The following is a 26,749-nucleotide window of genomic DNA, read 5'->3' on the forward strand; positions in this document are numbered from 1 at the left end:
CATACCCACAAGCGCCTTCGCGAGGCGTCTTCGGTAGGTAGGTAGGTAGGTAGGTAGATCGAGCGCCGGGGGCGGCACGGAGCTGCCTTTTGCCTCGCCCGCGCCCCCGGCGCGCGCCCGCCCTGGCGTCGCCCGGCGATTCCCGCCCTCGGCCGCGCCTCGCGGCGCCGGCGTACATCGCCTCTATCGCGTGGGTGCGTGATACTTCGGCTGGATGTAGGAGCCCGCGGGGTGCGTTCGAGGCAGAGGACATGAGTTTATTGTCGAGGAGTGCCGGTATTCTCCCTGGTTCTAACTCCGTCCTGTTTTTGACCGGAAAGATGCCAGTCAAAAGTGCTTGCGTGAGACCGCGGGGAGAATAGTCTCCTGTTGTTCGCGTCATGACCTCGGGGCGGGTTCCTCCGGGAGCGTGACCGTGACGGGACGACGACGACGTGCGTCGCTCCCGTCGGGGCACCGCTCTCCTGGCGCTGGCCCCGGGGGATTGCATCCCTTGGGTGACGATCTGGATAGGTATCTGCATCAAACTTCACCACAGATTCGATTCCTCGGAGGTATTTCTCATGAAGAATTTCGCTCGTTGGGTGCTCGCTTTCGCAACCGTCACGTCGATCTCGGGCAGCGCCTTGGCCATCCGGAACGACTGTATCTATAACGTGTCGATGAAGACCGGCCTGAGGAAGGTGCCGGTCGGTACGACCGTCTGCCAGCTGGCCGAGCAGGCGGGCACCCCGTTCAACGATGAGTGCGGCTACGTGTGCAAGTGGGGCGTCGTGGCGGCCCCGGGCGCCGCCGTTGCCGCCAACATCTTCCTTCGCCAGCAGACGACGATCGGGAGCAACGACTGCGACTGGAACTCCTTCTATTTCACGGACGGGAGCATCTCGCTCCTGCCCTCTGTGCCGATCCCGCCCAGCACCGTGGCGTTCCCGCCCAGCACCGGCATCACCTCACGGCTCCAGAAGGCGCCTATCTGCAACTTCGTGGGGATGGAGGACGACTTCACCGGCACGATCAAGGCCACGATTCAGTTCTATTCCGCGCTGTCGATGCCCGTGCCGGTCACGTACGCCCCGCACTGCTACTGACGGCGTGCCTTTGAGACCGGTCTTCACTGGGCTCTGAGACGGCGCCCGGCGTCCGACCGATCGGCGAGAGCCTCCCTGCAGAAAGCCCATAGTAACGGCCCCGGGCAGGTCGGGGAGGCGCTCGTCGATCGCGTCGTGCGGATTGGGGAGGGGGCGCCGGCGGAACGCCGGCGGCCCCTTTCTCTTCTCCGCCTCTGCCGAGCTCCCGGCCGCAGGGCTCTAGCCAGGTCAACTTGTCTGGAGGAACAATGATGCAACCGAGTTCGTCGCAACGGAACCCCTCGCGCCGGCCCTTGTGGATCGCCGCCGGATTGCTCCTGGCCGCCCTCGCCGGCGTCGCCCTCTTCCTCGCCTTCCGCTCCGGGGACGAGCAGACCGCCGGGGCGAGTGGCCCGGCCGCCGGGGCCGAGAAGCACGTCCGCTACCGCAACAGGGCGCTCGTGCGCGGCCCGGCGCCGGCGGCGAAGGAGGAGGCGCGGCCCACGATCAGCGGCCTCGTCTATGGCACGGACGGGAACACCCTCGCCGGAGCGACCGTCGTCGCCATGACCTTCGAGGTCGCCGGCAACGTGCTCTCGACCGCGGGCTCCGTGAAGAGCGACGATGGAGGGCGGTTCGAGCTCACGCTCCCGGACGGCACCTATCAGCTGAGCGCGAGCGTCGATGGGTACGGGACCACGTCGACCACGGCGCGCCCCGGCGAGGCGGTGAGCCTCGTGCTGCCGAAGAGCGGCGTCATCGAGGGGCGCGTGCTGGACGAGCGGGGCGAGCCCGTGCGCCGCTTCTCGATCGACATCCTCTCGGCCGTGACGGCGGAGACGCCGGCGACGCCGCCCCTGTTCTCTCGCACGTTCGAGAGCCCGGACGGCTCGTTCCGCGTCGATCAGCTGCCCTCGTGGGACGTCGTCGTCAGGGCGACGGCGGCGGAGTTCGCGCCCGCGTTCTCCACGAACGTCAACGTGCGCGCCGGAGACGTCGAGAAGATGGATCTGACCCTCTCGAAGGGATGTACCTTGAGCGGGCAGGCGGTGGACTCGTCCGGCGCTCCGCTGCCCGGGGTGTACGTGGACGCCGAGTCGCTCTTCGCCGTGGGCGAGCTGAGCAGCCTGTCCATGGAGGCCGCCGCGCAGGCGCAGACCGAGGACGACGGCTCCTTCAGCCTGCCGCACGTGCCGAAGGGCACGATCGTCGTCCGCGGCTATGACGGCAGCAACGCCGTGAGCTCGACCGAGATCGAGGTCGCGGGCTGCGACGGCCTGAAGCCGGTGAAGCTCGTGATGTCGCCCGGCGGCAGCCTCTCCGGGGTGGCGCGAGACGCCGAGGGCAAGCCCGTCGCCGGCGCCCGGCTCACGCTCATGCACCGCCCGATCGGCTTCGTGAACACGGTGAGCGACGAAGATGGCAGCTTCAATTTCGACCAGGTCCCGCCCGGCGAGCTCCGCGTCATGATGCGGCGAGGCGAGGAGGTGATGCTCGCGGCGGTCGGCATCGAGGAGGGGAAGAACACGCAGCATGACATCGCCTTTGCGCCCCGGGGCACCGGGGAGATCCGCGGCCGCGTCACCGTGGCCGGCAAGCCGCTCCCGGGGGCTCGCCTCATGATGGCCACCCAGATCGGGGACGACGGCGCGATCGGCATGTTCTACCCCGTCACCGCGGAGGACGGCTCGTTCCGCGCGTCCGGGCTCCCGACCGGCGGCTACATCATCAACGTCGAGTCGACGAGCATCGGGACCGGCGTGCAAGTGAAGCCGGGCGAGGTCATGACGGCGGATCTCCAGGTGATCGACCTGCCCAGCATGAAGGGCAAGGAGGCCGATCTCCCGCTGCGGTAGCGAGCGCAGCGCCAGCGGCGATCTCCCGGCTGTCCGGAGGCGGAGCCTCCTGGACGGCCGGTCCGCGTTTTCAGGTCACTCCGCCGGGGTGATGGTCAGCGTGAACGGCCCCGAGGAGGCGGCGTTGTAGCTGTCGACGAAGATGTCGATCGGCTGGCCTGCTGTCCCCGTCACCGTGATCGACTCGGGCCACCCGGACTCGAAGGGATCATCCACGCAGGCGAGCTCGCTGCCCTGGTCTGCGCAGTCGCTGCGCGCGTAGAGGACGACATCGGAGTGGCCCTCCGGCGTCGCGGTGATCGTCAGGTCGCCGCTCTCCTCCGGGGTATACCGGTACACGAGCTCCCCGCCTTCGCCGCCGCACGACGCCGTGACGCCCTGCGTGCCCTCGGAGGTGTCGCCCACCGTCGTTGCCTCCGTGAGCGTCGCCGTGGCCGCGCACAGGGGCTCCAGGTTCACCTTGCACTCGCCGCTGCACACGTTGTCATCCACGGCGTCTCCGTCGTCGCACTCCTCCGTGCCGACGCGCGCTCCGTCCCCGCAGATCTCCTCCGCGAAGGACACGTCGAGCGTATACGACGCGTCCATCCCGTTCTTGCCCTCGATGAAGATGAAATAGGTCTGACCGGCCTCGGTGAGCAGCTCCAGCGGGGCGTCTTCCGGTCCGAACGCAGGGACGCAGCCGAGCAGCGTCGCCTCGTCGTCGCAGCTCTCCCGGATGTACCAGTCGAAGTCGGCTTCCGGCGCCGTCGCCGTCGCGGCGATCTGGACCGCGCCCTTCGCCGGCGCGACGAACCGGAAGACCCGCTCTCGCATGCCCGTGCCCGTGACGGACGTGGTGATACCAGGGCAGAGCGCCGCGAACAGGTTGGTGCCGGCCTCCGTCGTGCCGGTGAACCTCCCGCCCTCCGAGACGTCGGTGGCCTCCGCGCACGCCGCGGCGACGCCCTCGACGCACGCTGCCTTCGTCGAGCAGTCGCGCTCCTCGCAGTCCTGCAGGCCGTCCTTGTCCTCGTCCTCGGCGCTGTCGCAGATCTCACCCGTCGAGACGCAGAACGCGGAGTCCTCGTCGCAGGCGCTCTTGCACTGCGCGTCGTCGTCGCAGCCGCCAAAGCACATCGTCCACCCGTCGTCGGTCACGTCGACGCACGTATGCCCCGCCCTCCCGCAGTCGGACGTCTCTTCACAGGACTTGAGACAGAGCGAGAAGCTGCCCTGCGGCAGGCACTCGGAGCCCTCACCGCAGGGCAAGAGCGCCGTGTCGCAGAGCCTTGTGCAGTAGCCGCCCGCCCAGCCGAACTCCTCCTCGGTCAAGCAGAGCCCGCCGAGGCAGTCCTCGTTGACCGCGCAGGCCGCGCCGTCCGCCTTCCCGTCCGGCGTGACGCCCTCGCCGTCGTCACCGCCCTGGCCGCCCTGGCCGCCCTGGCCGCCTGCGCTGGACGCCGCTCCCAACGGAGAGATCTCATCGTCGTCGCCGCAGGCGGCGAGCGCGAGAGACATCGCTGTGACCGCTGACAGGGGAAGAGCAAGTCGCATGTCGTTCTCCTGAAAGAGAGGTACAGCGCTCGACCACGGAACGCAGCAAAACTTGCGACAACAGCAAAAAGAGCATGGATTGACTGGAATTGTTACGTCCGGAACGAAATACGGTGGTAAGAAAAGAACCCTTACAATCGTTCAATGCTGAGACCGTGACGTTTCAAAAACGAAACCCTGTAGGGGATGTCCCTGACGCATGGCCGCAATTCGGGGTGCTACCTAGGGGTCGTCCGGATGGCACGGTCAGTGCTTCATGGTAGGCAGCGCCGCCGGCGTGGCCTTCGCCCCCCTGAGGCCCCGGCGGCGCTATCTTTTTGTCGGTCCTCGTTTCGCGTCGTCTCGCCGATCGCCGTCGCCACGCCTGAGCCCACTGGCCCGCTGCGCCACGCCGGGCGCGATGGACACGCGGCACGCGGTGATCGAGCGCCGGATCGAGCGCCGATCTCCGTGGCGTTGTATGGTCCCGCCGCCCCATGGCGACGAAGCTCATCGCTCCCTCGAGCCACCCCCCGAATCAGAAGTTCGAGTGCCGCGACTGCCCAGCTCGGTGCTGCCGGATGCCGTGGAACATCCGCTTCAGCGGCGACGAAGCCAGGCGGTACCTCGCCGAGCCCTGGGTGCGGGAGCGCGTCGGGGACGAGGGGGCCCTCGTCATCGGGCGCGGCGTGTTGCCCGTGCGGGAGCGGGATCGCCAGCTCCAGTGCGTCTTCCTCGACGACGACATGCTCTGCAGCATGCAGAAGCGGTTCGGCCACGAGTACATCCCGAAGTCGTGCCAGGCGTTCCCGTTCGGGTTCGTCCGCGACGAGAAGGATGTCGTCGTCGCGCAGCTCTCCCAGCTGTGCCCGTCGATCCGCGACAACTACGGCAAGCCCGTGGATCGCCAGCTCAAGGCGAAGCTCCAGCAGCGAGGCGACACGGAGCGGATGTCGACGGCGCTGGCGACGCTGAGCGGCGTGATCCTCCCCCAGCCGCTTTATCTGCGCGCCGCGAGGCACTGGGAAGAGCAGCTCGCGACCGGCGCGTCGCCGGCGTCGACGCTGGCGCGGCTCTACGACTGGACGGCGGCCTTCGAGCGCGCTCTCCCCCAGGGCCAAGGGCGCGCGACGGACGCCTCGGTCGACGCCGCCCTCGGGCAGGCCGGCAAGGAGGAGCCCGAGCCGCTCGCGCCCCGCAAGAAGCCCTCTTTCTATGCGCGGGTGCTGTTCGCCTATCTCCTCGGCAACCTCTGCTATCCGTCGCGGGTCCGCGAGCCCCACCGGGTCGAGAAGGCCTCGTGGACGGAGCTCCAGGCGCTGCGCAGCTTCGGGAACAAGGCCGCCTGGATGCTCGGGAGAGGCACCGTCGATATGATGTTCGTCCCCAGGCCGTTCAAGCTCCAGCGGGTGAGCACGGTCGATCGCTTCCTCGCCGGCGACGAGGGGGCCGCCGTGAAGGACTACCTGCGCCTCGTGCTCCAGCGCCGGCACATCTTCTCGGCGCCGAGGCACCTCCTGGCGTCCGTGCTCGACCTCTCGCTGGCCACCGTCGTGATCTCCCGCTTCGCCCGCTGCCGCGCCGCGGCGGATGGCAGGGTCAAGGTCTCCCTGGAGGACGTGCGGGAGGGCATCAGCGTCGCCGAGCTCGTCCTCCTGAGCCACGCGGCCCTCTCGGAGCAAGGCACGCTCATGAAGAACCTGCGCTGGCTCCTGCTCACGAAGCGCGAGAGCTTCCGGGCCCTCCTGGCGACCGAGGCATAGGCCCATCGCCCGCCTGGTTGGGTCGGCTACCGCGACAGGCTCTTAGCACCTCGCGTCAACGTCAGGCCGGGCTCGCTTCACCGCCGACCGCGACTATTCTCGCGCCCACCGGGCCAGCTGGCCCATGGAGGCACGCGCATGATCGTCATGAAGTTCGGCGGCAGCTCGGTCGAGAGCCGCGCGCAGATCGAGAAGGTTCTTCACATCGTCAGAGCTCGCCTGGCCCGCCGCCCCGTCGTGGTGAGCTCCGCGCACAAGGGCATGACCGACGCGCTGATCAACGCCGCCAAGGCCGCCGCCACGGGGCGGTTCGATCCCTCCGTCCCGGTGAACAAGCAGCGCGCGGTCTCCGAGTCGCTCGGCTGCGCGCCCGACCTCCTCGCGCCCTTCTACGAGGAGATCGCCGATCTCCTGCGCGGCATCAGCCTCGTCAAGGAGCTCAGCCCGAGGAGCCTCGACTACATCGCGAGCTTCGGAGAGCGCATGGCCGTGCGGTGCATCGCGGACTTCTTCGCGAGGAGCGGCGTGCCGGCCCGCGCCTACGACGTCTGGGACCTCGGCTTCATCACGGACGCGAACTTCGGCCGCGCGCGCCCGCTGCCCGGCTTCGACGCCCGGATCAAGGCCATGTTCGCCGAGCGCGTCCCCGAGGGGATCGTGCCGATCGTCACCGGCTTCGTCGGCCGCAACGAGGCCGGCGAGATCACGACCGTCGGCCGCAACGGGAGCGATCTCACGGCCACGCTGGTCGCGGCGGGGCTCGGCGCCGAGGAGGCGCAGATCTGGAGCGACACCGACGGCGTGATGACCGCCGACCCGAGCGTCGTGAAGACGGCCCGGAACATCCCCACGATGCGCTTCGAAGAGGCCGCGGAGCTCGCGTTCTTCGGCTCCCGCGTCCTGCACCCCTCCACGCTCCTGCCCGCCATGGAGAGGGGCATCCCGGTGCGGGTGCTCAACACGAACCGGCCGGACCACCCCGGCACGGTCATCGACTTCGACACCGACGCCGCGTCCCCGGCCGTGACCTGCATCGCCTACCGCGAGCGGCAGGTCGTGCTCAAGATCAGCTCGACCCGGATGTTCGGCGAGGTCGGCTTCCTCGCGCAGGTGCTCGCCGTGCTGGCCCGGCACGAGGTCGTGATCGACGTGATCACCACGTCCGAGGTCTCGATCTCGATGACCACCGACGACCTCGGGAAGCTCAGCCGCGCGCTCCCCGAGCTCGAGCAGTTCGGCGCTTGCGAGGTCCTGCCCAACCGGACGACCCTCGTGATCGTCGGCCAGGGCATGCCCAGGCAGAAGGGCGTCGCCGCGCAGGTGCTCGACGCGATGGCCCAGGCCGGCGTCAACGTCGAGATGCTCAGCTACGCCACGGGCAGCGTCAACCTGTCGATGGTCATCGAGGACGCGCACGTCGCTTCCGCGGTCGGCGTCCTGCACCACTCCCTCTTCGAGAAGGCGCGGTGACGCCCCCTGGCGCGCCGAACCGATTGAACCCCGAGAGACAGCGGAGATTTCACAGGGAGGCGGGGAGACGGGGAGATTTTTCTTTCTCTTCCTCCTCGCCTCCTCGTCTCCCTGTTGTTTTCTCCCGGATCCTCCACGTGATCGGTGTTCCTGCCGGGTGACGCGACGTTGACAGGCGTGACGCGACGCGGGCGCCGCAGTAGGCGTAGGCCTCGGTCGGACCAGGCGTCCGGCCCCGGGGAGACCATGACGGCGGCACACCTCGACGGCAGCGCGACGATCCCGCGCGAGAGCACGACGGACATCCTGCGGCGGATCGAGGCCGCGCACGGCACGTACGCCCCGCGCCCCGCGCTCGCGTTCGACGCGGACGGCACCCTCTGGGAAGGGGACGTGGGCGTCGACCTCTTCGAGGCGTTCCTCGCGGGGCGCTGCGCGCGGCCCGAGGCGGAGGCGGCGCTGCGCCGCGAGGCCGAGGCGTTCGGCGTCGCCGCGGAGGGCGGCGCGCACGAGATCGCGAGCGCGCTCTACGCGGCGTTCAACGCCGAGCGCTACCCGGAGGACAGGGCCTTCGCGATGATGGCCTGGGCCTTCGCGGGGTGGCGCGAGGACGAGCTCGCGGCGCTCGTCGACCGCGTGCTCGAGGAGAGGGGCCACGCCGGGCGGATCCGGCCCGCGCTGCTGCCGATCCTCGACTGGGCGCGCTCGCGCGGCGTCCCGGTCTATGTCGTCTCGGCGTCGCCGCGCGCCGTGATCGTGCGCGCCGTCGCGCGCCTCGGCGTCCCGGCCGAGCGCATCGCCGCGATGACCCCGGCCGTCCGCGAGGGCCGGCTCGCCCCCGAGCTCGGCGCGCCCGCGACCTACGGCGAGGGGAAGACCCGCGCCCTCGAGCGCATCTTCCCCGAGCTCGCGGTGCTCGCGGCCTTCGGCGACAGCGCCTACGACGCCGCCCTGCTCCGGACGGCCCGGGTGCCCGTCGCGGTCTCCCCGAGCCCCAAGCTGCTCGCGGTCGCCGGTACGATCCCCGGGCTCGTCCTGCTCGCCACCTGAGCTCTTGCCATGGCCACCCTCTCGCTCCGAGGCCTGACCCGAAGGTTCCCGAGCGCCGAGCGCCCCGCGCTCGCCGGCCTGGATCTCGACGTCGACGACGGCGAGCTGCTCGTCCTCGTCGGCCCCTCGGGCTGCGGCAAATCGACGGCGCTCCGGCTGATCGCGGGCCTCGACAGCCCCGACGGCGGCACGGTCTCGATCGGCGGGCGCGACGTGAGCCGCGTCGCGCCGGAGGACCGCGACGTGGCCATGGTCTTCCAGGGCTACGCGCTCTACCCGCACATGACCGCGCGCGACATCATGGGCTTCCCGCTCAGGATGCGCGGGGTCGCGCGGGAGGAGCGGGCGCGCCGCGTCGAGGAGGCGGCGGCGCTGCTCGCCATCGGCCACTTGTTAGAGCGGCGCCCCGGCGAGCTCTCCGGAGGCGAGCGCCAGCGCGTCGCCATGGGGCGCGCGATCGTGCGCGCCCCCGCGGCGTTCCTCTTCGACGAGCCGCTCTCGAACCTCGACGCCGCGCTGCGCGCCGAGCTCCGCGTCGAGCTCGCGGCGCTCGTGCGCCGCCTCGGCACGACGTCGGTCTACGTGACCCACGATCAGGTCGAGGCCATGACCATGGGCGACCGCATCGCCGTGCTCCGCGCCGGCGAGCTCCAGCAGGTCGGCCCGCCGCGCGCCATCTACGAGGCGCCGGCGAACACCTTCGTGGCCGGGTTCCTGGGCACGCCGGCGATCAACCTCCTCCCGCTCGAGCGCTCCGGCGAGCGCTACGAGGGCGCGGCGCTCTCGCTGCCCGCTCCGCCGGGGGTGGCGCTCCCCGACCGGGCCATCGCCGGCGTGCGGCCCGAGCACCTGCGCGTCGCGCCGGGGCGCGGATCGCACGGCGACGCGGGGGCGCAGGGCGAGGTGGAGGTCGAGGCGCGCGTCGTCGTGGCCGAGCCGCTCGGCGCCGAGACGTTCCTGTACCTCGACGCGGGCGGGACGCGGCTGCGGGCGCGGGCGCACGGCTTCGCGACGCCCGCGCCGGGCGAGGCGGTGCGCGCGCGGCTCGATCCGCGCGACGTGCTCTGGTTCGACGCGGGCTCCGGCGCGCGGATCGCCCCGCCGCGGGCGGCGTCATGAACGGGGAAGGCCGCGCCGTGCGCTCGCGGCGCGACGCGCTCCGGGCGCTCGCCGCGTCGCTCGCCGCGGCCGCGGCGGGATCCATCGGCTGCGCGCGGCGCGCGCGCGTCGTCGACGCGCGCGCCGAGGCCTCGCTGTGGTTCGCGTACGGCGGCAAGAACCGCGAGGTGCTCCTGTCGCTCGTCGACCAGTTCCACCGCGAGCAGGGCCGCTACCGCATCGACGCCGTGTACCAGGGCGACTACTTCGAGGCGCTCGCCAAGCTGCGGACCGCGCTCGCGGCGGGCGCGGCGCCCGCCCTGACGCACGTGGTCGGCGAGGTGGTGCCCTACCTGGCCGAGGCGGACGTGCTCGAGCCGCTCGATCGGTTCCTCGCCGACGCGCCGGGCGGCGACCTCGATGTGGTCGAGGCCCTCGGCCAGTCGGGGACGTTCGTGGGCGGCGGCGAGCGCCCGCTCGTGTGCCTGCCGTTCAACCGATCGACGCCGATCGCCTACTACAACCGGGATGTGTTTCGCGAGCTCGGGCTGTCGCCGCCGACGACCTGGGAGGAGCTCCGCGCGACGGCCGCGCGGCTCGTCGTGCGCGACGGCGAGAGCACGCGGCGGTGGGGCTTCGAGTGCCCGGTCGACTGGTGGTTCTGGGCCGCGCTCGTCGGGCAAGCGGGCGGCGACGTCGTGGCCCCGGACGGCACGCCCACGCTCGGCGGGGAGGCGGGCGTGCGCGCCCTCCGGTTCTGGCAGACCCTCGTGCACGAGGACCGCACGATGAAGCCGCCGCCTGGGCGCGATTACAACGCGTGGCAGGTGACGAACACCGACTTCCTGGCAGGCCGGGTCGCGATGATCTGGACGTCGACCGCGTTCCTTCGGTACCTGGAGGACAACGCGAGCCAGGCGGGCGCGGGGAGGTTCGAGGTCGGCGCCGCCCCGCTGCCGCGCGACGTGCGCGCCTCGGTGCCCACGGGCGGGACGATGTTCGTGATGCCGCGGGGCGCCGCGCCGGCGGCGCAGGAGGCGGCGTTCGCGTTCCTGCGCTGGATGATGCAGCCGGAGCAGGCGAACTCGTTCGCGACGCGGACGGGCTACATCCCCGTCTCGCGTCGCGGCCTCGAGGTGCTCAGGCAGGGCGGCTACTACGCCGCGCACCCGAACGACCGCGTCGCCGTGGACCAGCTCGCGCACGCCGCGCCCTGGCCCTGGTCTCCGGACCTGTTCCGCGTCCAGCGCGAGGCGGTGCAGCCCCGGCTCGAAGAGGCGGTGCTCGCCCCGCGCGACGCCGCCGAGACCCTCTCCGAGGCCGTCCGCGCGGCGCGCGAGCGATGAAGCCCAAACACCCCCTCTCGCCCTACCTGCTCCTCCTGCCCACGGCGGCCTTCCTGGCGGTGTTCTTCCTGGTCCCGCTCCTGCTCGCGGCCAAGAACAGCTTCTTTGCGTGGGACCTGCTCACGCCTCCGCGGTACGTCGGGCTCCGGAACTACGAGGTCCTCGTCGAGAGCGGCGAGCTCGCCGGCACGCTGCTCCGCACGCTCGGCTACAGCGCCGTCGTGGTGGCGCTCTCCGGCGCCCTGGGGCTCGCGCTGGCGGTGGCGCTCGATCGCCCTGGGCCGGTCTATGCCTTCGTGCGGGGCGCGGTGTTCAGCGCCTATGTCGTGTCGTGGGTCGCGGTGGCGCTCCTCTGGATGTGGATCCTCGACGCCGAGGGGCTCTTCACCGTCGCGCTCCGCTGGCTCGGCCTGCCGACGATGAGCTGGCTCGGCGATCCCCGCTCGGCGCTGCTCGCGCTGGCCGCGGTGAGCGTCTGGAAGATCACCGGCTATGCCATGGTCATCTTCCTGGCCGGCCTCCAGGACATCCCCCGCGCGCTCCACGAGGCGGCCGCGCTCGACGGCGCCGGCCCGTGGCGGCGGTTCCGCCACGTGACATGGCCGCTGCTCCGTCCGAGCGCCGCCTTCGTGGCGACGACGAGCCTCATCCTCTCCTTTCAAGCGTTCGACGTGATCCGCGTGATGACGCAGGGAGGGCCGGTCAAAGCGACGACCCTCTTCGTCTACGCGATCTACGAGCACGTCTTCGTGAACCTGCGGGTCGGCCGGGCCAGCGCCATGATCGTGATCTTCTTCGTCTTTTTGCTCCTGTTGACGGTCCTGCAGCTCTGGGCGCTCCGCGCGGGCGCGCCGCGCCAGGCGAGGCGGCCGTCGTGACGGCGGGGCAGAGCGGCGGCGCCGGCGCGGGGCTCTTCAACTCGCGCTCGCGCCGCCTCGTCTCGGACGCCGTGCTCGTCGTGGTGGCCATCGTGTGGCTCGGGCCGTATGCGTGGATGACGATCACCTCGCTGAAGACGCTGCCCGAGATCACCCGCGCTCCGGCTTACCCCTTGCCGCAGGCTCTCCAGCTCGGCGCGTACCGCGAGGTGCTCCAGGCGGTGCCGGTGATGCGGTATTTCGTCAACACCGTGCTCATGGCGACGGCCATCGCGCTCTTGCAGATCGCCCTCGCGCTCCCGGCCGGTTATGCGCTCGCGAAGCTGAGGTTCGTGGGGCGGAGCGCCGCGTTCGTCCTGGTGCTCTCGTGCCTCCTCATCCCGGCGCAGGTGACGTTCGTTCCGGTCTTCACGATGCTCGGCTCGGTCGGCCTCGTGAACACGTTCGGGGCGCTGATCCTGCCCTTCGGGGTGAGCGCGCTCGGCACGTTCCTCGTGCGCCAGGCGCTGCTCTCGGTCCCTGACGAGATCATCGAGGCGGCGAGGATGGATGGGGCTGGCGAGCTCAGGATCGTCTACCTGATCCTCGGCCCGATGCTGCGGCCGACGCTCTCGGCGCTGTTCCTGTTCAGCTTCGTCTTTCACTACAACGATTACTTCTGGCCGCTCGTCATGACGACCGACGACCAGGTGCGCACGCTGCCGCTCGCGATCGCCCTCCTCCGGGAGCAGGGGACAGGGGTCCGCTGGCACCTCGTGATGGCCGGCAACGTGATCCTGAGCCTGCCTGTGCTCCTCGTGTTCGCGGCGGCCCAGCGGCAGATCCTGCGCGCGGTGACGGCGCGGATCTGAGCGGCGCGGGCGCCCGGGCAGGCCCGGCGCCGGAGGCCGGCGATCGAGCGGCCTACCAGCCGGCGTGTGCATCGACGTGGCAGTGAGCGTCGGGCGCGATCGAGCCCTGCCATCGTCGCTGTCGCTGCCCCCTGCGCTTCGCTCCGGCGGGGGTCGACTGGAGGGTACAGCGCGCCGCAGCGTCGGCGGCAGAAGAGAGCGCTGCGCGGTTTGTTCTCGTCCGGACGCCCTCTTTTCTGGCCCGGTCGTCGCACCGGCTCCCGCCGGCCGCGGCAGCGCCGGCCAGGGCAGCGCCGGCCAGGCGCTGCGGAAGGAGAGCCACGATGACCACCACCGAGCCAATGATGCAGAAGCAGATGGTCCAGAAGGAAGAGGGCAAGATCACGACGAAGATCGAGGAGAGGACCGGCAGGATTCCGTCCGGCGCTTATCTCGGGTTGGCGATCGGCTCGATGGCGGTCTCGGCCGGCTTCATGCTGGCCGGCAAGAAGCAGATCGCGAACTTCATCGGCCAGTGGGCGCCATCTCTGCTCGTGATCGGCCTGTACAACAAGCTGGTCAAGATCGAGCACGAGCTGGGATACGGCGCCTATCGCTGACAGCCTTCCTCCCGGGCTCGGGCCTCGCGAGCTCGGGCCTCCATCCAGCCGGCTGCTCGGCGCCCTCCGTGGCGCCGTCGCGACCCCAGGGTCGAGCGCCCGCCCCGGCGTGCGCGGCGCGCGACGCCCTTCGCGCCTCGCACGAGAACACGCGTTCCCGCTCCCACCTCCGGACGGCGCGCCGCCCGCGGGGATCGCCGCCGTCCAAATCTCGACATCTGCCTGGAATCCTCCTTGCTAAGCTCGCGCGCGCGGCGAACGGAGGAACCCATGCGTCTGCGCCTTTCTCGTTCTCTTGTCGTGGCAGGGCTCTTGTCCACGGGCGTTTTCTCGTCAGCTCTCACGGCGTGCGGCCCAGGGGATCCATCCCCGGTGGCCGGGGCCCCTGTCGGCGACCCTGATCAGGAGATCACGGTGACGGAGGTGCCACCGCCGGCCATCAGCGGCGGAACGCTGATCGTCGCCGGCGACGGTCGCACGGCGGTGGCGGCGGACGCCGACCGCGATCGCGTCTGGATCGTCGATCTCGAGGGCGGCGAGCCGACGGCGGTCCTGCTGGAGCGCGGCGACGAGCCCGGGCGCCTCGTCGAGGACGCGAGCGGCCGGGTTCACGTGGCGCTCCGGCGCGCCGGCGCGGTGGTGACCCTCGATGTCGAGGCGCGGTCGGTCATCGCACGCAGAGACGTCTGCCGCGCGCCGCGCGGGGTCGCCTACGACGCCTCGCGCGACGCCCTCCACGTCGCCTGCGCCGGCGGCGAGCTCGTGACGCTCCCGGCCTCCGGCGGCCCCGCCGTCCGGAAGCTCCGCCTCGCCCCCGACCTGCGCGACGTCGTGGTCGAGGGCGACCGGCTCCTGGTCAGCCGCTTCAGGTCCGCGGAGACGCTGGTCGTGGGCCCCGACGGCGCGGTGCTCTCGCGCCGCACGCTCCCCGTCTTCTACTCGAACGGGTTCGCCAACTCGGAGTATGCGCCGTCCGTGGCCTGGCGCATGGCGCCGCTCGCCGGCGGAGGTGCGCTGATGGTGCACCAGCGCGCGATGTCGTCGAAGGTCACCCTCAGCCCGGGCGGCTATTACCAGTCTGCCGACTGCGACGGGAACATCGTGCACGCCGCGGTCAGCAGGATCGACCCGGCGGACGTTCCTGACACATCGATCCCCTCGCTGCCCGCGGCCGCGATCCCGAATGTCTCGCTGCCTGTCGACATCGCGGTCGCGCCCGACGGCGCGCGGATGGCCATCGTGGCGGCCGGCAGACGCACCGTCGTGAGCGCGACCGTCGACAATCTGGAGCGCGACGCCGAGACGGCCAGCTGCAGCCCGGAGGTCACCGCGAACGCGCTGAGCGGGCAGCCGGTCGCCGTGGCCTTCGACGGCCAGGGCGGGATCGTCGTGCAGCTGCGGGAGCCGGCAGCCCTGGAGTTGGTCGGCCGGCGCATCATCGCGCTTCCGGGAGCGAGCGTGAAAGACACCGGCCACGAGATGTTCCACCGCCCGCCGAACGGCGTGAGCGCCGTGGCGTGCGCGTCGTGCCACCCCGAAGGGCACGAGGACGGGCGGACGTGGGACTTCGATCCGGTGGGCCTGCGGCGGACGCAGGCGCTGGGCGGCGGCATCCTGAAGACGGCGCCCCTCCACTGGAGCGGGGATCTGCAGGATCTCGAGGGCCTGATGGGGGAGGTGTTCGTCTCCCGCATGGGCGGCCAGCAGCCCGGCGCCCGGCGGCTCGACCTGATGGCCCGTTACATCGACAGCCTGCCCGCCTTCCCGGCGTCGCCGCCCGAGGACGACGCCGCCGTGGCGCGGGGCGAGGTGCTCTTCCATGACAAGCAGGTGGGCTGCGCGGAGTGCCATGGTGGCCCGATGCTCACCAACAACCGGAACGAGGACGTGGGCAAGGGCGAGCGGTTGCAGGTGCCCTCGCTCCTCGGCATCTCCGGGCGCGCCCCGTTCATGCACGACGGCTGCGCGGCGACGCTCCACGATCGCTTCGATCCGCTGTGCGGAGGCGACGATCACGGCGATATCTCCGGCCTGGCCCCCGCGCAGCTGGACGATCTGGTCGCCTACCTCGAGTCCCTCTGAGCCTCCGGCGCGCCGCGCTCCTCGCGCGGTACGACCGAGGCGTTCCTCGACATCCGGGGCCGATTGCCACGCTACGAGCCCTCATCACCCGGCCGCCCGCGGAGCGGGGAAACCGCGTGTGACGGGGCGCCCGGCCCGGACGCGCCGCCAGCGGCTGGCGCCGCGCTCTCCGACGGCACAGCCGTTGCTCGTCCATCGAAACAGGCGCAGTCGATGCAACCGACGCAACCGACGCAACGGACATCGCGGCTCGATGGACCCGGGCCACACGCACGGTCTGTCTTCCCCGCATGTTTCCGCACGTTCCCACGTTCGCACGATCTCGCGATTCTCACGCTCTCACGACGGGGCGAGCCGGCGTTTCCGACGAAGCTGCCGACCCGCGAGGTGGAGCGGGCGCAAGGAGGGCACCATGCCTAGAGGCGACAAATCCAGCTACACGACCAAGCAGAAGCGGCAGGCCGAGCACATCGAAGAGGGGTACGAGAAGCGCGGGGTCTCCGAGGAAGAGGCCGAGCGGCGGGCCTGGGCGACCGTCAACAAGATGACCGGCGGGGGGAAGAAGTCGGGATCGGGGGTGGGCAAGCCAGTGAACAAGGAGCCGGCGAAGAAGGGGGGCCGCAAGGGAGGCGCCGCGTCCAAGGCGCGGCCGGCCGCCGCGAGGAGCGCGGCGGCGAAGAAGGCGGCCGCGACCCGCAAGCGGAACGCCGCGGCGAGCGCCGGACGGACCACGGCCGCGAAGAAGGCGCCGGCGAGGGCGAAGAAGAGGGCCGCGTCCAGCGCTCGCTCGCGCAGCTCCTCGGCCACGTCGACGAGCGGCCGCTCCCGCGCCGCGCAGGGCACGGCCCGCCGCGGCGGTGCGGGGGCCTCACGCAAGACGACCTCGGGGGCGAAGACCGGAGCGCGGCGCGGGGCCTCGCGCAAGACGACCTCGGGGGCGAGGACCGGAGCGCGGCGCGCCGCGAGCGGGTCCTGACGCCCCGGCAAGAAGAGGAGAGGGGGCGACCATGCAGGAACTTCAGAGCAACGGAGCGACGAATGGCGAGGGCGGCCTGCTGGGCGACGAGTCCGGGCCGCAGGTAGAGAGCCGGAGAGGGCGCGCGTTCCTCACGACCCTTGTCCGGGAGCTGTTTCAGACGGAGCGCTCGGCGATGATCCACCCGCGGATCGAGGCGGAGCGCCTCGGCGATGTGCCGCCGGCGCACGCCATGCGGGCGGTCTCGACCCACGCGGAGGCCGCGCTTTCGGAGGTCCGCCCGCTCCTCCGCGAGCGCGGGCTGCCCATCAGCGCGGGCGGCAGCATGGTGGGAGAGGCCTTCTCGGCCTTGCGCGATCACCTCGCCGATCACCTGCTCAGCACCGAGAGGTCCTACCGCGGCACGCTCCTCGGGATGCGGCACGGCGTCGACCTCGTCGAGCTGCTCCAGTACGTCGCGACCGTGGAGGGCGACACGCCCCTCGCCGCGTGGTGCGCGCGCTGGCTGTCGATGCGCAGGCCTCTGGTCGAGGCGGTCGCCGACGAGCTCGCGTGGTTCGCGGCGCGCCCGATGCGCGCGACGCGGGCGGCGAAGGACGACGTCGCCGCCCACCTCCTCCGGGGCCTCGTGAACGGCATGGAGCTCGCGGCGCAGCGGCTCCGCCGCCTCGTCACGTTCGCGGGTTGACTCCCGCCGGCCGCGCGCGGAGACACCCCGGCGCTGGGCCGCGCGCGGCGTCGCGCGCTGCGTCGAAGCCGAGGAGGATGCGCAGTGGAGCAGGGGATTCCGACGTGGGGCACGCCTATCGAGCTCCTGGAGAGCCACGGGCCCGGCGTCTCGAGCGCGCTGTTCATCGCGGTCGTCGGGTGGACGGCCGCGGCCTGGGCCGCGCGGAGCGTGCGGTCGCTCGGCAAGAAATGGACGCAGGTCGACGCGACCCTCATCCCCCTGCTGGCCAGCGTAAGCCGACTCACCATCTTGACGGTCACCGCCATGGCCGTGCTCGAGCGCTTCGGCGTGGACACGAAGAGCCTGTTTGCCGTGCTCGGCGCCGCGGGTCTGACCGTCGGCCTCGCCCTCAAGGACACGCTGTCGGACGTGGCCGCCGGGCTGGTCTTGCTCGTGCTCCGTCCGTTCGATGTCGGCGACGCGATCGAGGTCGACGGGACCTCCGGCGTCGTCGACGCCATCGACGTGTTCCAGACCAAGCTGACGAGCTTCGATGGCGTCCCGATCACGCTGCCGAACTCCAAGGTCCGGTCCGCCAAGATCCAGAACTTCACCCGGGCGCAGCGCCGGCGCATGGACCTCACGATCGGCGTGAGCGCCACCGCCGACATCGCTCACGCCATCGCCACGCTGCGGGACGTCCTCTCGAACGAGCCGCGCGTGCTGCCGGAGCCGGCGCCGTCGGTCGACGTTGTCGAGCTCGCGGACGAGAAGGTCAACCTGCTCGTCCGCGCCTGGACCCTCCCCGCCGACTTCTTCCCGGCGCGGCTCGAGCTCACGCGCCACTTCAAGGAGCGGCTCGACGCCGAGGGGATCGTCGTCCCGATCCCCCAGCGCGAGCTGCATATCCCCCTTCGCGAGCCGGAGCGGCGCTCTACCCCGTTCCTCTGAGGCGGCGCGCGCGTTCGAGAGGGCCCGGAGGCGACCCCGCCGCGCCGCCTCTCGCCCCTGCGCCAGGTCAGGGCGTGCCCATCAGGAGATAATACCAGGTGCCCACCTCGATGGCGTTCGGGTGCGTCCCGCTCACCCGGGTCAGCGTGCGCGTGAAGATCTTCTTGTTGAACGCAAGGCCGTTGCTCGGCGCCTGCGTATTCACGTACCAGGCGGCCGCCATCAGGGCCGATGTCTGGTTGTCCTTCTCGAACAGGACTCCCATCTTCACCTGGCTGTCGTCGGGGCTCGGCAACCGGTAAAGGTACCCGGTCCGGGTCCCCGGGACGGAGCGCGTCCCCTGCGTCCAGTCGCCCTGGGTCGGGTTCCGGGGGGCCGTGAACTGGTTGCTCGGGCTCACGACGTCCAGGAACGCGTCGAGCGCCGGCGCCGTGAAGCTCGGGATCACCTCGGACGTGAAGGTCAATGTGTTCGAGAAGGTGAGCGTGTTCGCCCACCGCCAGTACTCCGTCTGCGCCTGGAAGGTGAGCTGGCCATTGGAAACACCGTTGCTCCCGAGGGCCACGATCCGGACGAGATCCGCGTTCGAAAAGATCCTGAGCCTCACGTCCGGCGGGATCTGGTCGGTCACACCGGAGCCCGGTTTGGCCTTCGCCGGGCTGCGCGTCGAGATGGAAGCGCCGGCGGCGGGCGCACCGAACGTTGAGTCTGCATCGTTGCTCATGGTTGCGCTCTCTCCTGGGATGACGATCACGACAGCATCGATCGCAGCGCGCAGGCCCTGCCCAGCCCGCGCTCCGGCGGCGGCGCGGTCGCGCGTGTGTGTTCACGACGCGCGACCCGCGCGGCCTCACCCGGCGTCGACGAAAGGAAACCTGGATCCTCCCGGCCGCGGCGTCGATGACAGGCGGTCACGCGCGAGGGCCGGCGCGCTCCGGCCGCGGCCCGATGTTCAGTACCGGACCACCTCGACCGCCTCGGTGCCGAGCCGGATCTGCCGCGACGTCGTCCGGCGCTCGACGAGCGAGCCGGCGTCGAGCACGCCCGCGCGCGCGAGCTGCTGGCGGGCGCGGAAGACGTTGACGTTGAGGTGATGGAGGTCGAGCCGCAGCTTGCCGAGCAGGTCATCGACGTAGCGCCACCCGCGCTCGGCCGGGGGCAGCCCGGTCTCCCGGTCGCGCAGCCGGGAGCGCGCCAGCATGAGGAGCAGCTCGTGGTGGGCGCGCGCGGCGAGCTGGATGACCTTTTCCCCCTGCACCAGGGCGACGGTGATGTGCTCCTCGTCGTGGCTCACCTCGAAGCGCAGGACGGTGAGGCCGAGGAGCTTGGGGCTCGCCGCGCTCGACGCGGTCGTCGGCACGACGGCGTCGAGCGCCTGCGGCGGGACGCGCAGGACCCAGGCGCCGCCGGCCTCGATGCGCTCCTGATCCACGGCCGGGCGCGTGCTCCCGTCGATCTCGATCTGCCAGACGCCGTGCTGATCCTCGAAGAGCGTCACCCGGGGGTCGGCGGCGTCCGGCAGCGCGAGCAGGCCCTCCTCCGCCGGGCGCACCTCGCCGGTGAGCTCGGCCCGCGCGCTCGTGACGGGCGCGCCGGCCTCCTCCACGGTCCAGCGCTCGGCGTCGCCGCCGAACACGAGCTCCGTCCCCGCGTCGAGCGCGACCCGCTCGGCGGACGTGAGCCGCCGGCCGCTGACGTGCGTGCCGTTCGTGCTGCCGAGGTCGCGGATCCACCAGCGAGCCCCGTCCCAGAACAGGACGGCGTGCTCGCCGGAGGCGCAGCGGTCCCGGAGGCGCACGGCGCAGTCGCGCGCTCGGCCGACCCGCGCGCGCGCCGGGAGCGTCACGCGAACGCCGTGGGCTTCATGCTTCAAGACCGCCATGGATGCAGCGTAAGATGCTGCCGCCGACCACATCAACGGCGTCGAAGGCAAGGCCCCCATGAGCGATCCCGCGGCACTCCTCAGGAAGCTGGCGGGTGAGCTGCACCTGTCTCCCTCGGCATGCGCGGAGATCCAGCGGGCGCTCGCCGAGCACGCCGCGCGCAGCCTCACGGAAGAGCTGCCGGCGACCGTGGTCCGGGACGCGCCGGCGGCGCCGAGAAGCGCGCCGGGGCCCAGCGGGGAGGCGCCGGCGGCGGCCGGGGGCGCGCCCGGGCTGACCGGGGACGCATCGGCGGCGGCCGAGCGCCGCCCGAGCGCCGCGCCTCCGGCGGTCCACGCGCCGGTCGCGGCGTGGCCCTGGGACCGTTACGAGGATCTCGGGCTCATCGGCCGCGGGGGCATGGGCGAGGTGCGGCGCGTGCGCGATCGCGTGATGGGCCGCGTGCTCGCCATGAAGCTGCTGCGCATCGAGGGGCAAGACGACGCGGACGGCCGGGCGCGCTTCCTCGACGAGGCGCGCCTCACGGCGTGCCTTCAGCACCCAGGGATCGTCCCCGTCCACGACTGCGGGATGCTCCCGAACGGCCAGCTCTGGTTCACGATGAAGGAGGTCCGCGGCCGCACGCTGAGCGCGCTGATCCGCGCGCTCCACGCCTCGGGCGAGGCGGGCCCCTCGCCCGAGGCGCTGCGCCGCGTGCTCGACGTCTTCGTCCGCGTCTGCGAGGCCGTCGCGTACGCGCACGGCCAGGGCGTCCTCCACCGCGATCTCAAGCCGGACAACGTCATGATCGGCGAGTTCGGCGAGGTCCTCGTGATGGACTGGGGCATCGCCCGCGCGACCGCGCGCGGCGCGCTGGCGGACGCGCTCCCGGACAGCGGCCACCACACGCACGTGGGCCTGGTCCTGGGGACGCCGGTCTACATGCCCCCGGAGCAGGCGCGCGGCGAGGCCGAGCAGCTCGGGCCCCCCAGCGACGTGTACGCCCTCGGGGCCGTCCTGTACGAGCTACTCTGCGGCGAGCCCCCGTTCCGGGGGACGGCGCTGGCCGTCCTGGCGCAGGTGGTCCAGCGGTCGCCCGAGCGGCTCGCCGTCCGGTGCCCTGACCAGATCCCTCGGGATCTCATCGCGATCTGCGAGCGGGCGATGGCGCGCGAGCCGCCTTCGCGTTACGCGAGCGCCGAGGTGCTCGCCGCGGAGATCCGCGGCTTCCTCGACGGCGCCCGCCGCCGCGAGCGGGCGCGCGCCCTGGTCGAGGAGTCGCGCGCGCTGGCGCCGCAGATCGAGGGCCTGCGCGCGCGCGCCCGGGCCCTCCGGGCCGAGGCGAAGGCGGTGCTCGGGCGCCTCGACTCGTTCGCGCCCGCCGCCGAGAAGGCGCAGGGGTGGGCGCTCGAGGACGAGGCGCGCGCGCTCGACCGCGCCGCCGCCCTGGACGAGGCGACCTGGCACCAGAAGCTCCGCGCCGCGCTCAACGAGGCCCCGGACTTCGACGAAGCGCACGCGGCGCTCGCCGATGCCCACCTGGCCGATCTGCGGGCCGCCGAGGAGGCCCGCGACGCCGAGGCCGCGGCGCGCGCCGAGGCGTTCCTCAGGGCGCACGCGCGTGAGCGGCACGCGGTCTTGCTCCGCGGCACCGGGGCCCTCTCGCTGCGGACCGACCCCGAGGGGGCGCAGGTCTGGCTGCTCCGCTATGTCGAGCAGGGGCGCCGGCTTCGCGCCGAGCCCCAGGGCCTCCTCGGTCACACGCCGCTCTGCGAGGTCCCGCTCGCGCGCGGCAGCTACCTGCTCTCGATCCGCGCGCCCGGGTACTGCGAGGCGTCGTACCCCGTGAAGATCGGCCGCGGCGAGCACTGGGACGGCGTGCGTCCGGGCGGCGCGGAGCCGTTCGTCGTGCCCCTCCTGCCCTCGGAGGCGCTCGGCGAAGAGGACGTCTACGTGCCGGCGGGCTTCTTCTCGGCCGGCGGAGACCCGCAGGCCGGCGACGGCTTGCCGGCGTGCCGGATCTGGGTCGACGGCTTCGTGGTGCGGCGGCACCCGGTGACGCAGGCCGAGTACCTCGCCTTCCTGAACGATCTGCTCGCGGGCGGGCGCGAGGCGGAGGCCGCGGCGGCGTGCCCGCGCGCGGCCCGCGCGATCGCCGGCAACGTGGACATCCCGCTGTTCGCGCGCGACGGGGACGGGCGCTTCGTGCTCGGCCCGCAGGCGCGCGCGGAGCAGGCGCGGCACCCGGTCGCCTCGGTGGACTGGCGCAGCGCCGTCGCCTACGCGTCCTGGCTGGAGGCGCGCACCGGCGCGCCGTGGCGCCTCGTCGGCGAGCTCGAGCGCGAGAAGGCCGCGCGCGGCGTCGACGGGCGCTTCTTCCCCTGGGGGGACGAGCCCGAGCCGACGTGGGCTTGCATGGTGGGCGGCCGCCCCGGCCCCGCGAGCCCGGCGCCGGTGGACGACCATCCGACGGACGAGGGCCCCCACGGCGCCCGGGGCCTCGCGGGCAACATCCGCGACTGGTGCGCCGAGCTGTGGATGCCCGACGGCCCCACGGTGGTCGACCGCATCGCGCGCCTCCAGCCAGCGGACGCGGCGGCTCCGGGGCTCCGCTCGATCCGCGGGGGCGCGTGGAGCTCCGGGCCCCCCGCGGTGTGCCGCGCGGCAGGTCGCTTCGCCGCGCGCCCGGAAGATCGCTTCAGCGCCGTGGGCTTCCGTCTCGCCCGGCCAGTCGTCGCTGGCGGGTAGCCGGCGGTCGCCGGCGCGCAGGGGGATGCGGTCGGACGCGGCGACCGGCCGTGGTTGGCTGCTGAGCCCGCATCGCAGCGCTGGCGCCGGGGAACGGCCTGGTATCAGACGGCGACAGACGGCGACAGACGGCGACAGACGGCGGATGTCGCGTTTGCACTCGAGCGCTAAGGTCGTGGGGACAGCCTGTGTCCACGAGGTCCATGCAGAACACGGATTCGCGTCAAGAAACGGCGGAGCTCTCCGAAGCGGCCTCGCCCGCGGCGGCAGAGCCCGCTGCGGCGCCCCTGCAGCGCGGCGAGGCGGGGGCTGCGCGGCTCGATCAGGAGCGCCTCGCGCTGCACGACTCCCCCGCGGACCGCGCGCTGGTCGACGCCTTCTTCCAGGCCACGACCGCGGGGCTGGCGGTGATCGACCGCGATCTCCGCGTGGTGCGGCTCAACCAGGCGCTGGCGGACATCAACGGGATCCCCCTCGAGGCGCACCTCGGCAGGACGATCCCCGAGCTGCTCCCGGAGATGAGCGACGTGATCGTCGCCAATCTCCGGCGCGTCCTTGAGACGGGCGAGGCGTTCACCGCCGAGGTGACGGGGACGACGCGGGCGTCGGAGCGACCGCGCTCCTGGCTGGTCAATTACGCTCCTGTACGGGCGAATGGCGGGCCCGTCATGGGTGTGGGGACGATCGTCCTCGACATCACCGAGCGCAAGCAGACGGAGGACAGGCTCCAGGAAGAAGGGGAGACGCTCGAGCTGCTCAATCGCGCCGGCAAGCAGCTCGCCGCCGAGCTGGATCTGGAGAAGCTCGTGCAGGCGGTGACCGACGCGGCCACCCGCCTGAGCGGCGCCCAGTTCGGCGCGTTCTTTTACAATGTCACGAACGCCGAGGGGAAGAGCTACATGCTCTACACCATCTCTGGCGTGCCCCGAGAGCACTTCTCCGGGTTCCCGATGCCGCGCAACACGGCCGTGTTCGCGCCGACCTTCAACGGAGAGGGCGTGGTGCGGCTCGACGATGTCACGAAGGACCCGCGCTACGGGAACAACGCCCCTTACCACGGGATGCCGAAGGGCCACTTGCCTGTCGTCAGCTACCTTGCCGTGCCGGTGGTCTCCCGTTCGGGGCATGTCATCGGCGGGCTGTTCTTCGGGCACTCCGAGCGGGGTGTCTTCACCGAGCGGGCGGAGAAGCTGGTGGTCGGCCTCGCGGCTCAGGCCGCCATCGCGATGGATAACGCGCATCTGTTCCGGAAGGCGCAGCAGCTCATCCAGGCGCTCGAGCGGAGCAACAACGAGCTCGACCGCTTCGCCTACGTGGCGAGCCACGACCTGAAGGCGCCGCTCCGCGCCATCGCGAACCTCTCGCAGTGGATCGAGGACGATCTCGTGGACAAGGCGACGCCGGAGACGCGCCAGTACATGGAGCTCCTCCGCTCGCGCGTGGTCCGGCTGGAGGCGCTCATCGACGGGATCCTGCGCTACTCGCGCGCTGGACGCCTCCGCGACAAGCCCGAGATCGTGGACGTCCAGAAGCTCCTCGAGGACGTCGTCGCCCTGCTCACCGTCCCTGCGGGCGCGTCGATCGAGGTCGCGACGGGCATGCCGACGCTCCTCGCCGAGCGGATCCCGCTGGAGCAGGTGTTCCTGAACCTGATCGGCAATGCGCTGAAGTATGCCGAACGCCCCGACGCGCGCGTCGATGTGCGGGGGCGGGCGCTGGGCGATCTCTGGGAGTTCTCGGTGAAGGACAACGGACCCGGGATCGACCCGCGATACCACGGGAAGGTATGGGAGATCTTCCAGACCCTGCACGCGCGCGACAACATCGAGGGGACGGGCATCGGGCTCGCGATCGTCCAGAAGATCGTGCTCAGCAAGGGGGGGCGTGTGTGGGTCGAGTCCGAGCAGGGCGCCGGCGCCACGTTCTTCTTCACCTGGCCTCGGATGGAGACGGACGGCGGGCTCGGCATGCGCTGAGGAGCGCCGGCTGTGGCGCGGCGCGCGCGGCGCGAGGCGAGCGTGGCAATCCGCCACGCTCCGCGCCGCCTGACGGAGCCGGAGCGTCGCGGCCGCTCGCCGCGGGGCGGTGGCGCGCGATCTGCTTTCTCGCTGTCGGGTGGGCATGGGCCCTTGCCCCATGCCGGGAGCGCGACGGTGAAACATCGATCCATGGCGATCCTCCTGAACTGCTCCTCCCGGTCGAACCGCGCGGCGGCGCAGCGCGCGCGGCTCGGGGAGCTCCTGAAAGAGAGCGGCCTCACGGCGGAGGTGCTGTGCGCCGAGAAGGGGCAGCAGCTCGGGGAGCTCGCCCGCCGTGTGGCGCGGGGGCCTTGCGACCTCGTCGTGGCCGGCGGCGGCGACGGGACGGTGAACACCGTCGCTGCCGCGATCGCCGGCACGGACAAGACGATGGGTGTCCTTCCGCTCGGCACGGTGAACCATTTCGCCAAGCACCTCGGCGTTCCGCTGTCCCTCGAGGGGGCCGTGCGCACGCTCGTCGAGGGGCGGCGCGTCCGGGTCGATGTCGGCGAGGTCAACGGCCGGGTCTTCGTGAACAACTCGACGCTGGGCATCTACCCGGGCATCGTGCGCGCCCGCGAGGCGCTCCGGAAGCGGCGTGGGCTCAACAAGTGGATGGCCCTGGCGCTGTCGACCATCTCCGGGATCCGGCGGCACGAGAGCGTCCGTCTCCGGCTCGTCCTGGATGGGCAGGAGGTCGAGCTGGAGACGCCGTTCGTGTTCGTCGCGAACAACGATTTCAAGCTTGGCGACGTGGACATCGGCCGCCAGCGCCCGCCGTGCTCGGGTGAGCTCGGTGTGTGCGTGGCGCACGCGGAGAGCCGCCTCTCCACGATCAAGCTCATCGCCAGCGCGGCCGTCGGGCGCATTCATCAATCGAACGATTTCAGTATCCTACGAACGACGGAGCTCCGGGTGGAGGCGCCCCACCGGCGCCTCCATGTGGCCGCGGACGGCGAGGTCCTCAGGATGACGCCGCCGCTCTGCTATCGCGTGCGGCCTGCAGCGCTGCGCGTCATCGTGCCGCTGTCGTCCGAGCTCCGCGCGGGCTCGCGGCGGCAGGAGGACCCGCCTCGCCCGGTCGCGGCGCTGGGGGGATGAGGCGCCGTGCGCACGCTCGTGCACCTGTCGGATCTGCACTTCGGCCGCGTCGACAAGGCCATCCTCCGCCCGCTGATCGACAGGATAGGGGGGCTCGAGCCGCACGTGGTCGTGATCTCCGGCGATCTGACCCAGCGGGCGCGCGACACCGAGTTCGCCGAGGCGCGCGCCTTCCTCGACGCGCTGCCCTCGCCGCAGATCGTGGTGCCTGGCAACCACGATGTCCCGCTCTACAACCTGTTCGACCGGTTCTTCCGCCCGCTCGACAGGTACCGGAGCCACATCACGGACGACCTCTCGCCGTTCCACCTCGACGCGGAGATCGCCATCCTGGGCATCAACACCGCGCGCTCGCTGACCATCAAGGAGGGGCGCATCAACGCGCGGCAGGTCGAGGGGATCAAGGCGAGGATGTGCGAGCTCGGGCCCGAGATCACGAAGATCGTGGTCACGCACCACCCGTTCGATCTGCCGGAGAACTCGCCGCATGCGATCGTCGGGCGCGCGAGGCAGGCGATGGCGGCGCTCGCGGGCTGCGGCGTCGACGTCATCTTGTCGGGGCACCTGCACCTCAGCCACACGGGGCACTCCGCGGAGCGCTTCGAGGTCGGCGGCCACTCCTCGCTGATCGTCCAGGCCGGGACCGCGACCTCCACGCGTGGCCGGGGCGAGCAGAACGCCTTCAATGTGATCCGCGTCGATGGGAAGAAGATCCATATCGAGCGGTATTTCTGGCAGCCGGGAGGCGGCCTCTTCGGGGTCGCGAGCACCGAGCATTTCGAGGAGACGTCGCGCGGCTGGGTGCGGGCGGCGTAGGCAAAAGAGAGTCTTCTCCTTGCGCCTTTGCG

The 26,749-nt window shown here is 71.7% G+C and carries 20 protein-coding genes and 1 pseudogene; 18 read left to right on the forward strand and 3 right to left on the reverse strand.

What is annotated here, in order from left to right:
* Nucleotides 1-662 precede the first annotated feature (662 nt).
* Both WMF39_RS49780 and WMF39_RS49785 read left to right on the forward strand, forming a co-directional pair.
* Nucleotides 663-1,088, forward strand: a complete 426-nt coding sequence (locus WMF39_RS49780) for a hypothetical protein (RefSeq protein ID WP_437743447.1) — start codon at nucleotides 663-665, stop codon at nucleotides 1,086-1,088.
* A gap of 251 nt (nucleotides 1,089-1,339) precedes the next feature.
* A complete protein-coding gene (locus WMF39_RS49785) occupies nucleotides 1,340-2,923 on the forward strand; it encodes an MSCRAMM family protein (RefSeq protein WP_437743448.1) in 1,584 nt (527 codons plus the stop codon).
* Between the two features lie 75 nt (nucleotides 2,924-2,998).
* On the opposite strand, the gene WMF39_RS49790 is transcribed toward WMF39_RS49785, so the two are convergent.
* Nucleotides 2,999-4,459, reverse strand: coding sequence for a hypothetical protein (locus tag WMF39_RS49790; RefSeq protein WP_437743449.1), 1,461 nt, complete (start codon nucleotides 4,457-4,459; stop codon nucleotides 2,999-3,001).
* A 476-nt stretch (nucleotides 4,460-4,935) separates the two neighbouring features.
* Between WMF39_RS49790 and WMF39_RS49795 the strand changes: the two genes are divergently transcribed.
* The 12 genes and pseudogenes from WMF39_RS49795 (at nucleotide 4,936) to WMF39_RS49850 (ending at nucleotide 18,172) form a co-directional block, all read left to right on the forward strand.
* Nucleotides 4,936-6,201: a YkgJ family cysteine cluster protein gene (locus WMF39_RS49795; RefSeq protein WP_437743450.1), complete on the forward strand. Its 1,266-nt coding sequence runs from the start codon at nucleotides 4,936-4,938 to the stop codon at nucleotides 6,199-6,201.
* A gap of 138 nt (nucleotides 6,202-6,339) precedes the next feature.
* A complete protein-coding gene (locus tag WMF39_RS49800) occupies nucleotides 6,340-7,671 on the forward strand; it encodes an aspartate kinase (RefSeq protein ID WP_437743451.1) in 1,332 nt (443 codons plus the stop codon).
* A 246-nt stretch (nucleotides 7,672-7,917) separates the two neighbouring features.
* Complete coding sequence (locus tag WMF39_RS49805) at nucleotides 7,918-8,721, forward strand: HAD family hydrolase (RefSeq protein ID WP_437743452.1); 804 nt, start codon at nucleotides 7,918-7,920, stop codon at nucleotides 8,719-8,721.
* 9 nt (nucleotides 8,722-8,730) lie between these two features.
* The gene (locus tag WMF39_RS49810) at nucleotides 8,731-9,840 is read left to right on the forward strand and encodes an ABC transporter ATP-binding protein (protein ID WP_437743453.1); all 1,110 of its coding nucleotides are present in this window, start codon (nucleotides 8,731-8,733) and stop codon (nucleotides 9,838-9,840) included.
* Nucleotides 9,837-11,165, forward strand: a complete 1,329-nt coding sequence (locus tag WMF39_RS49815) for an ABC transporter substrate-binding protein (RefSeq protein ID WP_437743454.1) — start codon at nucleotides 9,837-9,839, stop codon at nucleotides 11,163-11,165. The genes WMF39_RS49810 and WMF39_RS49815 overlap by 4 nt, the downstream gene beginning before the upstream one ends.
* Nucleotides 11,162-12,043, forward strand: a complete 882-nt coding sequence (locus WMF39_RS49820) for a carbohydrate ABC transporter permease (RefSeq protein WP_437743455.1) — start codon at nucleotides 11,162-11,164, stop codon at nucleotides 12,041-12,043. The genes WMF39_RS49815 and WMF39_RS49820 overlap by 4 nt, the downstream gene beginning before the upstream one ends.
* Entirely contained in the window at nucleotides 12,040-12,894 is an 855-nt protein-coding gene (locus WMF39_RS49825) for a carbohydrate ABC transporter permease (protein ID WP_437743456.1), read from the forward strand. Before WMF39_RS49820 ends, WMF39_RS49825 begins: the two co-directional genes overlap by 4 nt.
* Before the next feature lie 323 nt (nucleotides 12,895-13,217).
* Nucleotides 13,218-13,493, forward strand: coding sequence for a hypothetical protein (locus tag WMF39_RS49830; protein ID WP_437743457.1), 276 nt, complete (start codon nucleotides 13,218-13,220; stop codon nucleotides 13,491-13,493).
* Between the two features lie 414 nt (nucleotides 13,494-13,907).
* The gene (locus WMF39_RS49835; protein ID WP_437743458.1) at nucleotides 13,908-15,575 is read left to right on the forward strand and encodes a cytochrome-c peroxidase; all 1,668 of its coding nucleotides are present in this window, start codon (nucleotides 13,908-13,910) and stop codon (nucleotides 15,573-15,575) included.
* A 412-nt stretch (nucleotides 15,576-15,987) separates the two neighbouring features.
* Nucleotides 15,988-16,290 (forward strand): annotated as a pseudogene (locus tag WMF39_RS49840) (hypothetical protein); the annotation flags it as partial.
* A 292-nt stretch (nucleotides 16,291-16,582) separates the two neighbouring features.
* Nucleotides 16,583-17,239: a hypothetical protein gene (locus tag WMF39_RS49845; protein WP_437743459.1), complete on the forward strand. Its 657-nt coding sequence runs from the start codon at nucleotides 16,583-16,585 to the stop codon at nucleotides 17,237-17,239.
* An 84-nt stretch (nucleotides 17,240-17,323) separates the two neighbouring features.
* On the forward strand, nucleotides 17,324-18,172 hold the full coding sequence (locus WMF39_RS49850; RefSeq protein WP_437743460.1) for a mechanosensitive ion channel family protein: 849 nt from the start codon (nucleotides 17,324-17,326) through the stop codon (nucleotides 18,170-18,172).
* 67 nt (nucleotides 18,173-18,239) lie between these two features.
* Here the strand turns inward: WMF39_RS49850 and WMF39_RS49855 are convergent, their stop codons facing one another.
* Both WMF39_RS49855 and WMF39_RS49860 read right to left on the reverse strand, forming a co-directional pair.
* A complete protein-coding gene (locus WMF39_RS49855) occupies nucleotides 18,240-18,896 on the reverse strand; it encodes a hypothetical protein (protein WP_437743461.1) in 657 nt (218 codons plus the stop codon).
* A 228-nt stretch (nucleotides 18,897-19,124) separates the two neighbouring features.
* Nucleotides 19,125-20,054 carry an FHA domain-containing protein gene (locus WMF39_RS49860; RefSeq protein WP_437743462.1) on the reverse strand — a complete coding sequence of 310 codons (930 nt, stop codon included), beginning with the start codon at nucleotides 20,052-20,054 and terminating at the stop codon, nucleotides 19,125-19,127.
* 58 nt (nucleotides 20,055-20,112) lie between these two features.
* Here WMF39_RS49860 and WMF39_RS49865 point away from each other — a divergent pair, with 58 nt between their 5' ends.
* From WMF39_RS49865 to WMF39_RS49880, 4 genes are all read left to right on the forward strand, one after another.
* Entirely contained in the window at nucleotides 20,113-22,782 is a 2,670-nt protein-coding gene (locus WMF39_RS49865; protein ID WP_437743463.1) for a protein kinase domain-containing protein, read from the forward strand.
* Nucleotides 22,783-22,985: 203 nt separating this feature from the next.
* Complete coding sequence (locus WMF39_RS49870) at nucleotides 22,986-24,758, forward strand: sensor histidine kinase (protein WP_437743464.1); 1,773 nt, start codon at nucleotides 22,986-22,988, stop codon at nucleotides 24,756-24,758.
* Between the two features lie 177 nt (nucleotides 24,759-24,935).
* Nucleotides 24,936-25,901 (forward strand): diacylglycerol/lipid kinase family protein, encoded by a 966-nt coding sequence (locus WMF39_RS49875; RefSeq protein WP_437743465.1) that lies wholly within the window; start codon nucleotides 24,936-24,938, stop codon nucleotides 25,899-25,901.
* A 6-nt stretch (nucleotides 25,902-25,907) separates the two neighbouring features.
* A complete protein-coding gene (locus WMF39_RS49880; RefSeq protein WP_437743466.1) occupies nucleotides 25,908-26,717 on the forward strand; it encodes a metallophosphoesterase family protein in 810 nt (269 codons plus the stop codon).
* The last annotated feature ends 32 nt before the right edge of the window (nucleotides 26,718-26,749 follow it).

It is taken from the genome of Sorangium sp. So ce1504 (assembly GCF_051521635.1).
Taxonomy (GTDB): domain Bacteria; phylum Myxococcota_A; class Polyangia; order Polyangiales; family Polyangiaceae; genus Sorangium; species Sorangium cellulosum_B.

Excerpts from the sequence above, each read along its gene's own strand:
- WMF39_RS49780 (WP_437743447.1), top strand. The coding sequence starts at position 663 with ATGAAGACCGGCCTGAGGAAGGTGCCGGTCGGTACGACCGTCTGCCAG.
- WMF39_RS49785 (WP_437743448.1), top strand. The coding sequence starts at position 1,340 with ATGCAACCGAGTTCGTCGCAACGGAACCCCTCGCGCCGGCCCTTGTGG.
- WMF39_RS49790 (WP_437743449.1), bottom strand. The coding sequence starts at position 4,459 with ATGCGACTTGCTCTTCCCCTGTCAGCGGTCACAGCGATGTCTCTCGCG.
- WMF39_RS49795 (WP_437743450.1), top strand. The coding sequence starts at position 4,936 with ATGGCGACGAAGCTCATCGCTCCCTCGAGCCACCCCCCGAATCAGAAG.
- WMF39_RS49800 (WP_437743451.1), top strand. The coding sequence starts at position 6,340 with ATGATCGTCATGAAGTTCGGCGGCAGCTCGGTCGAGAGCCGCGCGCAG.
- WMF39_RS49805 (WP_437743452.1), top strand. The coding sequence starts at position 7,918 with ATGACGGCGGCACACCTCGACGGCAGCGCGACGATCCCGCGCGAGAGC.
- WMF39_RS49810 (WP_437743453.1), top strand. The coding sequence starts at position 8,731 with ATGGCCACCCTCTCGCTCCGAGGCCTGACCCGAAGGTTCCCGAGCGCC.
- WMF39_RS49815 (WP_437743454.1), top strand. The coding sequence starts at position 9,837 with ATGAACGGGGAAGGCCGCGCCGTGCGCTCGCGGCGCGACGCGCTCCGG.
- WMF39_RS49820 (WP_437743455.1), top strand. The coding sequence starts at position 11,162 with ATGAAGCCCAAACACCCCCTCTCGCCCTACCTGCTCCTCCTGCCCACG.
- WMF39_RS49830 (WP_437743457.1), top strand. The coding sequence starts at position 13,218 with ATGACCACCACCGAGCCAATGATGCAGAAGCAGATGGTCCAGAAGGAA.
- WMF39_RS49845 (WP_437743459.1), top strand. The coding sequence starts at position 16,583 with ATGCAGGAACTTCAGAGCAACGGAGCGACGAATGGCGAGGGCGGCCTG.
- WMF39_RS49855 (WP_437743461.1), bottom strand. The coding sequence starts at position 18,896 with ATGAGCAACGATGCAGACTCAACGTTCGGTGCGCCCGCCGCCGGCGCT.
- WMF39_RS49860 (WP_437743462.1), bottom strand. The coding sequence starts at position 20,054 with ATGGCGGTCTTGAAGCATGAAGCCCACGGCGTTCGCGTGACGCTCCCG.
- WMF39_RS49865 (WP_437743463.1), top strand. The coding sequence starts at position 20,113 with ATGAGCGATCCCGCGGCACTCCTCAGGAAGCTGGCGGGTGAGCTGCAC.
- WMF39_RS49870 (WP_437743464.1), top strand. The coding sequence starts at position 22,986 with ATGCAGAACACGGATTCGCGTCAAGAAACGGCGGAGCTCTCCGAAGCG.